Genomic DNA, 13,135 nt, shown 5'->3' with positions numbered 1-13,135 from the left:
CCATAATAGAACTCATAACAAATTAGAAAATGTCAATTAATTTATTCGATTTAACAGGAAAAGTAGCTTTGGTTACAGGTTCAACTCATGGATTAGGAATGGCGATGGCAAAAGGTATAGGTCATGCTGGAGCAAAAGTGATCGTTAATGGAAATTCATCTCAAGATAAGTTAGATAAAGCTGTAAGCGATTATAAGGCTGAAGGTATTGATGCATATGGTTACTTATTTAATGTAACTAATGAAAAAGAAGTACAAAATGCAATATTAAAGATTGAAACTGAAGTTGGTGCTATAGATATTTTAGTAAATAATGCAGGTATTATTAAAAGGACGTCTATTATAGATATGGAAGTTGCAGATTTTGAAGCCGTAATAAATGTTGATTTAGTTGCTCCGTTTATAGTTTCTAAACACGTAGCAAAAGGTATGATAAATAGAGGTGGAGGTAAAATAATTAATATTTGTTCTATGATGAGTGAGCTTGGTAGAGATACTGTCAGTGCTTATGCTGCTGCTAAAGGTGGTTTAAAAATGCTTACAAAAAGTATGGCTACGGAATGGGCGAAATATAATATTCAAACTAACGGAATAGGTCCAGGCTATTTTGCAACAAGTCAAACAGCTCCAATTAGAAAAGAGGGTCATCCGTTTAACGATTTCATTATAACAAGAACACCTGCTGAGCGTTGGGGAAATCCCGAAGACTTACAAGGAGCAGCAATATTTTTAAGCTCTAAGGCTAGTGATTTTGTTAACGGTCATATTATTTATGTAGATGGAGGCATATTAGCGACCATTGGTAAACCGGCTAATGAGTTGTAATCTTAATTTATATTGAATAAAATTTTAAGGTATAATTTTTAATAGGAAAATAAAAAGAGCTCACAATTGTGAGCTCTTTTTATTTAATATATATATAACTTAATTATAACTTAATTATAAGTTGTAAGTGATATTGGTAATGATTATTGTCATAACCACTATCTGAGTGGTTAAATGCAAATTTAGCGATAGTTTGAGCTCTTAAGCCAATAGTTCTATATCTGTTTAACCAAAATAAAACACCACCACCAAGGTTTGCTGATATATTAGTTTCATCTATATGAAAGAAACCGATACCTGCATCAGCGTATATGTCAAACCATTCGGCTTTTCTACCAAAAATGTGTTCTCCAAAATAATACTTTAAATTCGTATCGATAGATAGATAGTTGTAATCTTTTTCAAGAGGTGTGTTTGCTGAGAAATCAGCTCGAGAACTAGTATCAAAACCATTAAAAGTTATTGATTGTTCTATAGCAAGTTTTTCAGACCAGTTAAATTCAAGAGCAACAGAAATAGGTGTTTTATAACTCCAATCTTCTGGGTCATTAAATGGAGACTGTGTTCCTAATGTATTAATAGCATTAACTCCGACACTTAAATATAAGTCACCTTTATCTCTACTTCTTTGAGCAAATGAATTTAAAGTAAAAGCTAATAATAATGTTAAGAAAAATATTTTTTTCATACTAAAATAATTTAGGCCAAAGTTAAACTTTATGAATTATAAAACAAATAATAGTGGTAAAGTTATCATAATTATACTCAAAAAAAATAATGTTTAGCGAAATTGGCTTATTTTAAAGGCTTTTTGGCTTTTTTTGATAAAAAAACACTCCATTTTTTACAAACCTTCTATCGTTTCTATTGTGTTCGTTTTCAAAATTATAGCGTCAATGGAGGACTTTAACGTCAAACGGATGTTTTGTTTCGAAATATTTTATTAAAAATATGTTTTGTGTAGTACTTATTTGTACACAATAAAGTTATACGATGCCCAATAAAATTCAGACTAAATTTAATATGTTTAATAAATCCATTAATTGGGTTAAATGATACTTGAGTATTGTGAGAAAATCTGATATATTTCATATACGTATTAGCAGGTATATGAGAGAAATCTTTGAAATAATTCTGACTTAATGCCACATATGATTGTCCATATTTTGACTTCAATAGATTTGAAATGAATGTTGGGTCTTTATGTTTTTTTAAGATAATAAGATCATAAATAGATTTTAAGCTTAGTGAATTATAATAATGTCCATTGTCATTAACTTGTTTAGCTAATATTTGATGCGTACTCATAACATCTGCATTTGGAATTGAGATATTATCTATAACTAAATTTGATGTAAATATAGATGGGATATCTATTAAAGACCAATACTTTTTATTGAGTAGCTGAGAATGAAGTTCAATGGCTGCAATGTAATGATCAGAAATTAATCGGTCTAAGTGTCTATAATCTTTTTGCTTATAAGCAAAGCCTGAGGTTTTGTTATAACCATTTGTTTTTAAGAGTTGAAAAGCATCATTAATTTGAGAATCTTTCACTAAAATATCGATATCTCCAACCATGCGTTCTGCATTGTCCTGAAAACAACCCAGGGCTAGAAGTGCAGAGCCTTTTAAAAATACATATTCTATAGCGTGTTGGTTTAATAATTGTGCTATGAAATTTACTTGTTTTAGTATTGATTCGTTTCTACTTCTATTTATTGCAGTTAATTCTTCTAGGTAAACATTTAATTCTGAAGGAAGTACATGTAAAAGTTTTTTTTCTCTTAACCGACAATAAATCGCAGGCAATACTAAATGTTTACTACCTTCTATTACAATAGCATCCCAATTAAAAGATGAATTGCGAAGTGTTTTTTCTAATTCTGAATTTGAGACTTCAAAACTTAAAATATCAGCAATATAATGATGTGTAGTAGTTAAATTATCCATAGTTGGCATACAATTCTACTAAGATAGGCTATTAATATAATTTGTTAAGTCCTTTGAATAGTTCTGAAATTTCAGCAGACACGCTCGCAGTATCACTGTAAGTTAATTGATAGAGCTTTACATCCTTTAACCAATTCAGAAATTGTTCAGCATGCTTTGGGTTTGGAGATAACCAAGAATCTTCAATAATAGTTTCTAAAATTTCTTTAACTGATATATCCTCTAATTTAGTTTTAGAGTTGGGAGTGTAGTTCACTAAAATAATCGATCGACAAGGATAATGATCTTTTTTAGGCTTAACACAAGGTACATACTTTAAGTTCCCTTTGCTTTTATTAAAATTTACAACAGGTAGAGTTTCAAAATTATTAACTATAGGTTGTAATATATCAAAGGCTCCTTTTTTAATTGAAATTGCTGAAGGATTATAATATATCTGTTCGTTCTCTGAGAGTATTGGTGATACATCATCGGCTAACAAATCAAAACCATTTGATGCTAGTAATGCACATAAGGTGCTTTTTCCTTTTCCAGATTTTCCAACAAATAGAATAGAGGATTCGCCGTCTGTAATAGTCGATCCGTGAAGCGTGCCAATCCAATCATGCTCTGTTTTATTGTGCAACGTACAGAGTAATTGCATAATAAATTTACCTTGAATATGGTGATAATCTTTTTTAGGAACGCAAGAAATTAATTGCTCATCCATAAATAAGCACAGTTCGTCATTTTCTAAATAGATATCGAACGTCGTATGGACTTCTTTATAATTCTCAATGCAGTATTGAGAAATAGCGGGATGAATTGTTTTTAAAACGAGTTCTGAATCGAAATAAATTTGAACTGTTTTATCACCGAAGTTATAGTGTTTAGAGATGTGACGTTTTGATGAGTCTAAAGGAACCAATAATTTGTTCTGCGTAGATGTAGGTCTATTGCAGTCTTCTAGATACTTTAATAACGCTTCAGAGATCTGTACTTTATCAATGTTACTTACGTCATCTGAAAGTGTCGCCAAAAAATCATCTTGAGTACTAGAAGCTAAATATGAATCTAAAAGTAACTTAAACTCAGGACTATTAACACTATAACTATTAGATATAGCATACCATAATACCCAATATTCACCAAACAATTTTTCATGCATTGGTGCTAAGTTAGTATTCAAAATATAATCAATAAATTAGCTGAATGGATCTCCTCCTGCATCAGGTGGTGATTGTGCTTGTGACTTAAGTGGATTTAAAATCACAAAAGTACCTACTGCTGTAATTGCAGCATATTTACCCATTTTTGCAATGGCTTGTTTACGAGTGATTTGATCTGAGTTGTTTTCTTTTTTCATGGCTTTTGCCCTAAATTTGAGTTCAAAAATAATAAATTAATTTATTTATCAACCTAAAATAGTTAAAGGTTTCTAAATAAATACAATTTTGTTCGAAATAATGCTACTTTTCTATGAATAAAACAAAAAACATAGGTGTTTTAATTCAAGAAAAACATAATTATATTAATACTTACGTAATTATGCCGTGAAAGGTTTTAATTAATATTTATAACAACTATTAATGATGCTTTATAAACTAATACTTCACGTCTAATTTCGATTAATCGGCAATATATACATATTTTAGATAAATAGGTTAAGAATTTAAGTTATAATTATTTTCTAATTAGTGTTTTATAGCCTTAATCTAATTTGTTTTTTTTATACATAACACTTAAAAAGCGCATTTAATAAATGCGCTTTTTAAGTGTTAAGAAACTTATTTTATAATAATTTTCTGTGTCTTATTTTGTTTACTATTTGTCAATTTAATGATATAAACACCTTCGTTTAAGTGTTGCACGTTAATCGATTGAGAACTATTGGTGTTTTGTAAAATAGAGTTGTTTACCATGCGTCCTTGTATATCGTAAATGGTCGCGGTCGTAGTTTCTACTAATTGACCAGCAATAACAAGCGTCTTTTCATTTTGATTACTATAAATATTTAACTTATCTAAGCTGTTGTCTATTGTAGATAACGTAGCATTTAAAATTTGTAAGTAAAAACGGCCTGTGCCACTTAAGTTGGTACTTGGTGTTAATATGTAATCTCCAGAGTTTAGCAACGTATACGTATTAGCAACAGTATCTTCTAAATATACTTGTGTTGAGTTAGATAAGTGAGAGGCGTCTATGCTAAACGTTATCGCTTCTCCTTGGTTGGAGTTAACACCTAATGGAATAGAAACAGAAGTTAGATCTGTATTATCAATAGCTTGTAAAGCCATAGATCTCCCTGTGTTTTCTTCAACTAAATGAGAATAGATAGGGTAGTTTTCTGAATCTTCACCATATACAACAGCATCATAACCTGGATCTAAACCTAAACTAGCATTAGTATTAAAGAAAATACTAGTAGAATAGGTTTCAGAACCAATTAGGTTTAATTTAAAGAATTCACTCTCATTAGACGTTCTACCAGTAATATAGTCATCATCTCCACTAAATGTACGCATAGCAGGCGTGAATTCTACATTTCCTACAGTTCCATTCGAGGCTACAAAAAAGCCTTGACCTGGTGCTATATTAAAGTTTTCGCCAGCTAATGCAGCAATAGTAGCTTTATTAATAACCGTAAAATTACTAGTTGTTGGTGCTGCTCCTGTATAGAGTCCGCTATTGTAAGCATAAATAGCCACTGCAGAAGCATCTAATAAGGCGGTATTGGTAACATTTAAAAATAGATCTGCATCTACATAACTTGGATAAGGATTACCAATAAGGTTCCATTCATTTCCTAGGGCAGGACTAACTATTGGAAAAGTTACAGTGCCATTATCAGGAGTTCCTGTGAAGGTTAAAAGGTCTCCATTATCTGTCGCTGCTCTATAGCCTTTCGCTTTAAGTAGGACATCCGTTGCTCCCATTGAAAAGTTTTCGTAAGCTGAAGCCGTAATATTGTTATAAGGTGCAAAAGCGTAATCAGTACCATTATCTGCTATATCAGTTGCATTGGTTCCATTTGTAATAAAGGAATCAAATGTTAAGCCTGTTGGCATCAATGGAAGTGAAATTAAATCGTTTCCACCACTAGAAGCGCTACCAATTGTGTTTACATAACGCTTATAACTAATATTTCCTGAAGCAGTGGTAGTTAATAGACTAGAATAAGAATTTGAAATCGATTGAAGTTCAAAATAGCCATTGTTTTCAAAATCACCATTTACAGTAAGAGATTTACCTGCAGAAATAGAACCTCTTCCTCCTGGAGCCATGGCAATATCTCCTGTTACACTATAATCACCGTCATTAATAGTAATATAAGCATATGTTGTATTGGCTACAGGATTAGCATTTACAAGTTCATCCATTATAGGTTGGTTTTTATTATCGACCGGATTACAGTTAGCATTGGTTAAACCAATACCTCCAAAATATCCAGAAAACGTACTTCCCGAAATCGAAACTGGATAGTTAACGTCGTTAGCTCCAAAAAAACCACCATTATAAGACATATACATTGAGAAATAAACACCTTTAGCACTATCTATGTTTGCAATAGGTATTCTTATTTCTAGAGCTGTACTTGTGGTGTATTGATTAAAGCTAGATGTTAATCCACTTGTTTGATCGTCCCAAGAAGCGCCTGTGTATTTATGATGAAAAGATTCACCTAAACCGTTATTTCTAATCACAAATCTATGATCTGCATTAAAAGGCATAGTAGGTGTGTTACTATCCCAATTTAGTCCTGATGTACTTCCGTTTCCAGAGGTTAAACTAGGTTTAGGATCCGTGTCTAAATACACGGTGTAATGGTCATAATTATTAAAGATGTCACTGTTCACCCTAAAGGCTGCGAAGTACATATAAGTATCATCAAAAGTAACATAGTAATCTACATTATCTCCGCCGTATATTTTTTCGGCAGTATTGAAATCATAACTATTACCAGAAAAAGTTACAGTATGATTAGATTGACTATAAGTAAAACTGGATATGAATGTTACTAATAGTGTAAAAATAAGACGTGAATTTAGAGGGTTGTTATTCATGAGAAAGTCATTATGTTGTTAGATTTCAATTTAGTAGTGGTAAATATAATCGACTAATTAATAATGTGATTCACGAAAACGTTTGCGTGTTAATAAATTGTTGTGTTTTAGTGTTTATAATTCTGAATTTGTAAAAATAAGCACAAAAAAAAGCGCATTCTATAATATTAGAATGCGCTTTTTACTAGTTAAGTGAGTTTTTAGTATTATCTAATTATAACTTTCTGAGTCTTGTTCTGAGATCCATTAGCTAATTGAATAATATAAACACCTGCATTTAAATGTCTCACATCAATAGATTGTGAAGAACTATTATTTTGTAATACTGAAGTATTTACAACACGACCTTGAATATCGTAAATCGTAGCCTTTGTTGCATCTACTAACTGACCAGCAATAACAATCGTCTTTTCGTTTTGGTTGCTATAAATATTTAATTGATCAAAGTTATTATCTATTGTAGATAACGTAACATTTGAAACTTGTAAGTAAAAACGACCTGTACCACTTAAGTTAGTGCTAGGCGTTAATGTATAATCTCCAGAATTTAGTAACGTATATGTATTAGCAACAGTATCTTCTAAATATACTAGTGTTGAACTAGATAAGTTAGAGGCGTCTATACTAAAAGTAATCGCTTCTCCTTGGTTAGCGTTAACACCTAATGGAATAGAAACAGACGTTAAATCTGTAGGGTCGATAGCTTGTAAAGCCATTGCTCTTCCTATGTTTTCTTCAACTAAATGAGAAAATATAGGATAGTTTTCTGAATCTTCACCATATACTGCAGCATCATAACCAGGATCTAAACCTAAACTTGCGTTTGTATTAAAGAATATACTTGTAGAATATGTTTCAGAACCAATTAAGTTTAATTTAAAGAATTCACTGTCATTAGACGTTCTACCATTAATATAATCATCATCTCCATTTAGAGTACGCATAGCTGCTGTAAACTCAATAGTTCCTCCTGCAGCATTTGAGGCTACAAAAAAGCCTTGACCAGGTGCTATATTAAAGTTCTCTCCAGTTAATGATCCGATAGTAGCTTTATTAATAACCGTAAAATTACTATTTGTTGGTGCTGATCCTGTGTAAATTCCGCTGTTGTAAGCATAAATAGCCACTGCAGAAGCATCTAATAAGGCGCTATTTGCAACACTTAAAAATAGATCTGCATCTACATAACTAGTGTATGGATTACCAATAAGATTCCATTCGCTTCCTAAAGCAGGATTAGCTATTGGGAAAGTTACAGTGCCATTCTCAGGAGTTCCTGTAAAAGTTAAAAGGTCTCCATTATCTGTAGCAACTCTATAACCTTTAGCCTTAAGTAACACATCACTTGCTCCCATAAGGAAATTCTCATAAGCTGAAGCCGTAATATTATTATAAGGAGCAAAAGCGTAATATGTACCATTGTCTGCTATTTCAGTAGCATTATCTCCATTTGTAATAAAGGTATCAAATGTTAAACCTGTAGGCATTAATGGAAGTGAAATTAAATCGTTTCCTCCGGTACCTGTACTAAGCGTGTTTACAAAACGCTCGTAGCTTACTGTACCAGAAATTGTGCCATCTGAAATTAAACTTGAAAAACTATCTGAAGCCGACTCAAGAGTTACAGTAGTCGCCGTTAAGGTAATTCCTGTATTTATAGTTAAGCTAGCACCAGGATTTACAGTAACTGTGTTTGCTGTAATATCAGTAGTCATTGTAACATCTCCAGAAGCAATAATTATATTATCTAAAGCTGTTGCTGCTCCTGTAGGATCACTTGGAGACCATGTGCCATTATAGATATATGTAAAGGAATATCCTGTTCCAGGTGTACCTCCATCAATATCTGAGGCTTCCCAATTAGAACCTAATGAGTTATCACTAGATAAAATAGGTAATTCTAAAGAAGGGCCATCACCATCTGGGTTTGTAGGCCAAGGAGAGCCATCATCATAAGTTACTGTGTCTATTGTTATGTCATCACCACTTGGATCAAAAACAATAGAGATAGTTGCCGAGCTATTAATTAAATTATTAGAGTCATCAGTACCTGCTGTTGCAGCAGGTGTTGCAATTGTACTCACATCTGGTGTAAAAGGATTTTCATTATTAAATTGGTTATCTCCATTACTACCTAATGCGATTGTTAAATAGCTTCCTGAAGCAATCAGAGTTCCACTAAAATCGAAGCTATTAGAACCATAATTTAATTCCCAATCAGAATCTAGTGTAATATCATTTCCTGAGGCATTGTAAATTTCAATCCACTCATCATCACTTCCTGAAGAATTATACATGATTTCAGAAATAACAAGGTCTCCTGCAACAGGTATAATAGCGTCACTAGCTGAAATAGTTAAATCAAAAGAATCAATGCTACCAGTTGTAGCAGAACTTCCTCCTGTTACGTTTTGAATTTCAAAAGTTAAGGTTTCATCTCCTTCAATAATAGCATCATCCGTTACTGTTATAGTTACGGTTTGATTTGTGTTTGTACCTCCAGCAAAGGTTACCGTTTGAGTTGTATAACCATCTATATCTGCAGTATCTCCAGTAACTAATACCACGTCAAAGGTCGTATCACTTGCAGCATCTTCATTTGTAATAGAGAATTCTAAGTCGTAGGTACCAGCATCTTCTAAAACTGTTGTAGATGTAGATGTAAATTGTACTGATGTGTCTGTACTTGCAGCTATTACATTAATAGTGTAATCTTCATAACTAGCATAACTGCCAGTATAACATGGTGTTGGTGTTGCTGAGTCAGCGCCACCAATTCTTAAACGATGCTGTCCTAATGGAGCAGATACAGGAATCGTAAAGCTGGCATTTAAAGTCGTTGGTTCAGCATTAGTCGATGTACCAGAATAAACTTCTTCATCAGTATCATCAAAATCACCATCATCATTATAATCAACCCAAATTTTAGTAACGTAAGTGTAACCTGTGTCATATGTAATAGCACAAGTAACCATTTCACCTTGAATTAGATCAGTAGATTGCGCAGAGTAATCGCCATAATTATCAGTTTCTGTGTTGGAATCATTATCAATAGTTCCCATAGTTACATTTATAATTCCGCTTCCATCAACACTAGATGGATTTGGATCACAATATGTTAAATTAGGTACTGTATTAGCTGTGACTCCTGCGCTCCAAGTTGTAGCATTACGAGCAAATACCTCAAAATGATAGGTTGTACCATTAGTTAAACCAGTTACAGTTACTGATGTACCAATACCTTTATAAACAGCATACTCACCAGTACCTAAATCTGCGCTAGAACCAAAAGTAGCATTAGCGGTGTAAGCAGAACCATCACCTGTTGGTGTAACCGTTACTGCAGACGTTTCTTTAGCTATTACTAAAATTTCATCGAAACAACTACCATTAGACCATGTTAAATCTACTTCTTCGTTACCTGCTGTAGCTGTAAATGTATTGACTTCAGAAGGTGTCGAACATTCTGTTGTAAAGCTGCCTGTTAATTCAGTTAACTCATAACAAATATCCGTAGTGTTGTATTCATAAACAGCAACATAATAGGTGGTTGCCTCACTTAAGCCAGTAATACTTACTGAGCTTGTTGCTGAGCCTGACTGCACCACATAATTCCCAGTCCCTATTTGGTCTCCAGAAGTAAAAGTCGTGCTGCCTATGTAAGCAGTTCCACTATCAGGATCTGTATCAACAGCTGAGCCTTCTTTTACTAGAACTAATACTTCGTCACCATTTCCACCGGTCCAGTTTAATGTTGCAGAAGTTGTTCCTAGAGCAGTTGTGTTATATAATGATGCTTGAGTTGTTGGAGCACTACAGGTTGCAGCGAAGGTGAAATCTGTTGTAACAAAAGTTTGAGATGAACCTGAGGTAGCCCAATTAGCTGAATCATATATTAAAGATAAATAAGTAGTCTTATCTTGTCCAGCTCTTGTTCCAGTATAAATACCATTATCTCCGCCATAATATATAGCGTTTGTTCCTATTGTTAATCCAGTACCAGTTAAAGTGCCAGCATCACCACTATCTTCTCCTGCAAAACCTAGTATACTATAGGTTCCACTACTGTATGTGTTAGTAGATGTTTGATACAGAAAAAAGCCATCACCACTATTACTAAAAATTAAACTACCAGCTCTTTGGCTAACTGTCCCTCCTGTACTTGTACCACTTGTATCTATTGTAAATACAGTACCAGCAGTTATTGCTGGTGTAATCCATTCGTAAAAACCTTCCCCTGAATTAAATGAAGAACCTCCCCATTCCTCATCTGTAAAGAAAACGGACTCGCCTGAAGGGATATCCTCTAGAGCAACGATAAGAACTTCCTCGTCATCAACACTAAGACCAATGATAGCTAAATCACCAGGTGATAATGTTTGTCCAAACCCTAAACTCCCAATAAATAGAGTAATTAAAAATAAGTAAATGTGCTTCATGTGTTAAATTGTTTTAGTTTTAGATTGAAATGCAGATTATAGAATAAGTAGATTTAAAGAAAATACTTACAAAATAAAGCTGTACAACAATATAAAACGCTATTAATGGTTAAAGTTGGGAAATCCCCCGTAAACCCCTTTATTATAGGGGCTGACAAATATAATAAAAGATTTTTTTTGACTTTTAAGTCACAGGTTAATAAATGATTAACCTCATATTAAGATTCTATTTTACTTTATATTAAGTTGTTGTTTATCAATAATTTACGTTTTATTGGTTTTCTGGTTTTTATCAAATTGATGATTTGAAGGTGTTATTTTTGAGTATTACTTAAAAATAAAGGTTAAATATTTAAGTTTTATAAATGGTTAATACAATGCTTTAAATTATGTACGAAAAGCTAGAATAAAACAGAATTAAATATTAATAAATACTTAACGCTATATTTGGACATCGGTTTATTGCTTTAGTCACTATTTTGTTGTGAATAAAGCAAAAGGAAAATACTTTGGTTTGATGAGTGATTAATAAATTGGTACTTAAATTAAACATGATATGTAATGAATAATTATAAGGTACTAATGTATTAGTTTGAATAGTTTTTTTTGATGCTATTTATTTGTAATCTTTTGTAACAGAAACGACTTTCGAGATTTCAATTGAGATTTTAAAGTACAAAAAGAAGTACAAGTCTGATATTTTATTAGATTTGCAAGTTGAAATAATATTTAATTTTTATCTATTTATTTTATAATTTTTATGAATAAAGTTGCATTTATTACAGGAGTTACAGGCCAGGATGGAGCCTATTTAAGTGAGTTTTTATTGAAAAAAGGATATGAAGTTCACGGTTTAAAACGTCGTTCATCATTATTTAATACCGATAGAATCGATCATTTGTATCAAGATCCTCACGTTGATCATAAAAATTTCTTCTTGCATTACGGAGATATGACGGATAGTACAAATCTTATTCGTTTAATAAAAGAAATTCAACCAGACGAAATTTATAATCTGGCAGCAATGAGTCATGTGGCTGTGTCTTTTGAAATTCCTGAATACACTGGTAATGCAGACGGTTTAGGAACGTTACGTATCTTAGATGCTGTGCGTTTATTAGGTTTAGAGAATAAAACAAGAATTTACCAAGCTTCCACATCAGAATTATACGGAAAAGTACAAGAAGTTCCACAATCTGAAACAACACCATTTTATCCACGTTCTCCTTATGCTGTAGCTAAAATGTACGCCTATTGGATTACCGTAAATTATAGAGAAGCTTATAATATGTATGCTTGTAATGGGATTCTGTTTAATCACGAATCTCCAATTAGAGGAGAAACTTTTGTAACGCGTAAAATTACAAGAGCCGTATCTCGAATAGCACTTGGGTTACAAGATAAATTTTACTTAGGAAACTTAGATGCACAAAGAGATTGGGGACACGCCAAAGATTACGTACGTATGATGTGGATGATTCTTCAAGCTGATGAAGCAGAAGATTGGGTTATTGCAACAGGTAAAACGACTAGAATTCGTGATTTTGTTAGAATGAGTTTTGCAGAAGTAGGCATAGAGCTTGAATTTAAAGGAGAAGGAGAAGAGGAAAAAGCGTATATCGTAAAATGTAACGATCCTAAGTACCAAATAGAAATAGGAAAAGAAGTTTTAGGAGTTGATGCGCGCTATTTTAGACCAACAGAAGTTGAGTTGTTAATTGGAGATGCTTCAAAAGCGAATAAAAAATTAGGTTGGGAATGTCAATATAACCTAGACGATCTTGTAAAAGATATGATGCAAAGTGATATTAAGCTCATGAATGAACAGCAATACCTTGAGGATGGAGGCTATAAAACCATGAATTATTTTGAGTAA

8 protein-coding genes are annotated in these 13,135 nt (G+C 32.6%); 2 read left to right on the top strand and 6 right to left on the bottom strand.

The window, feature by feature from the left end; translation table 11 throughout:
• The first annotated feature begins 29 nt into the window (after positions 1–29).
• Positions 30–824 carry a gluconate 5-dehydrogenase gene (locus HM981_RS02345; RefSeq protein WP_179336979.1) on the top strand — a complete coding sequence of 265 codons (795 nt, stop codon included), beginning with the start codon at positions 30–32 and terminating at the stop codon, positions 822–824.
• Between the two features lie 103 nt (positions 825–927).
• Here HM981_RS02345 and HM981_RS02340 read toward each other — a convergent pair whose 3' ends face one another.
• The 6 genes from HM981_RS02340 to HM981_RS02315 form a co-directional block, all read right to left on the bottom strand.
• The gene (locus HM981_RS02340) at positions 928–1,512 is read right to left on the bottom strand and encodes an outer membrane beta-barrel protein (protein WP_179336978.1); all 585 of its coding nucleotides are present in this window, start codon (positions 1,510–1,512) and stop codon (positions 928–930) included.
• Between the two features lie 224 nt (positions 1,513–1,736).
• Positions 1,737–2,777, bottom strand: coding sequence for a nucleotidyltransferase family protein (locus tag HM981_RS02335; protein ID WP_179336977.1), 1,041 nt, complete (start codon positions 2,775–2,777; stop codon positions 1,737–1,739).
• Between the two features lie 31 nt (positions 2,778–2,808).
• On the bottom strand, positions 2,809–3,945 hold the full coding sequence (locus tag HM981_RS02330; protein WP_179336976.1) for a hypothetical protein: 1,137 nt from the start codon (positions 3,943–3,945) through the stop codon (positions 2,809–2,811).
• A 15-nt stretch (positions 3,946–3,960) separates the two neighbouring features.
• Positions 3,961–4,122: a hypothetical protein gene (locus HM981_RS02325; protein ID WP_179336975.1), complete on the bottom strand. Its 162-nt coding sequence runs from the start codon at positions 4,120–4,122 to the stop codon at positions 3,961–3,963.
• Between the two features lie 421 nt (positions 4,123–4,543).
• Entirely contained in the window at positions 4,544–6,820 is a 2,277-nt protein-coding gene (locus tag HM981_RS02320) for a T9SS type A sorting domain-containing protein (RefSeq protein WP_179336974.1), read from the bottom strand.
• Between the two features lie 206 nt (positions 6,821–7,026).
• Positions 7,027–11,259: a beta strand repeat-containing protein gene (locus HM981_RS02315; RefSeq protein WP_179336973.1), complete on the bottom strand. Its 4,233-nt coding sequence runs from the start codon at positions 11,257–11,259 to the stop codon at positions 7,027–7,029.
• Between the two features lie 760 nt (positions 11,260–12,019).
• On the opposite strand from HM981_RS02315, the gene gmd reads away from it, so the two are divergent.
• Complete coding sequence (gene gmd / locus HM981_RS02310) at positions 12,020–13,135, top strand: GDP-mannose 4,6-dehydratase (protein WP_179336972.1); 1,116 nt, start codon at positions 12,020–12,022, stop codon at positions 13,133–13,135.

This window comes from Winogradskyella ludwigii (assembly GCF_013403985.1).
Lineage (GTDB): Bacteria > Bacteroidota > Bacteroidia > Flavobacteriales > Flavobacteriaceae > Winogradskyella > Winogradskyella ludwigii.
This window is presented reverse-complemented; position numbering and strand designations above follow the sequence as displayed.

What these genes read in the sequence shown, in the direction of transcription:
- HM981_RS02345 (WP_179336979.1), top strand. Translation starts at nt 30, where the DNA reads ATGTCAATTAATTTATTCGATTTAACAGGAAAAGTAGCTTTGGTTACA.
- HM981_RS02340 (WP_179336978.1), bottom strand. Translation starts at nt 1,512, where the DNA reads ATGAAAAAAATATTTTTCTTAACATTATTATTAGCTTTTACTTTAAAT.
- HM981_RS02335 (WP_179336977.1), bottom strand. Translation starts at nt 2,777, where the DNA reads ATGGATAATTTAACTACTACACATCATTATATTGCTGATATTTTAAGT.
- HM981_RS02325 (WP_179336975.1), bottom strand. Translation starts at nt 4,122, where the DNA reads ATGAAAAAAGAAAACAACTCAGATCAAATCACTCGTAAACAAGCCATT.
- HM981_RS02320 (WP_179336974.1), bottom strand. Translation starts at nt 6,820, where the DNA reads ATGAATAACAACCCTCTAAATTCACGTCTTATTTTTACACTATTAGTA.
- HM981_RS02315 (WP_179336973.1), bottom strand. Translation starts at nt 11,259, where the DNA reads ATGAAGCACATTTACTTATTTTTAATTACTCTATTTATTGGGAGTTTA.
- gmd (WP_179336972.1), top strand. Translation starts at nt 12,020, where the DNA reads ATGAATAAAGTTGCATTTATTACAGGAGTTACAGGCCAGGATGGAGCC.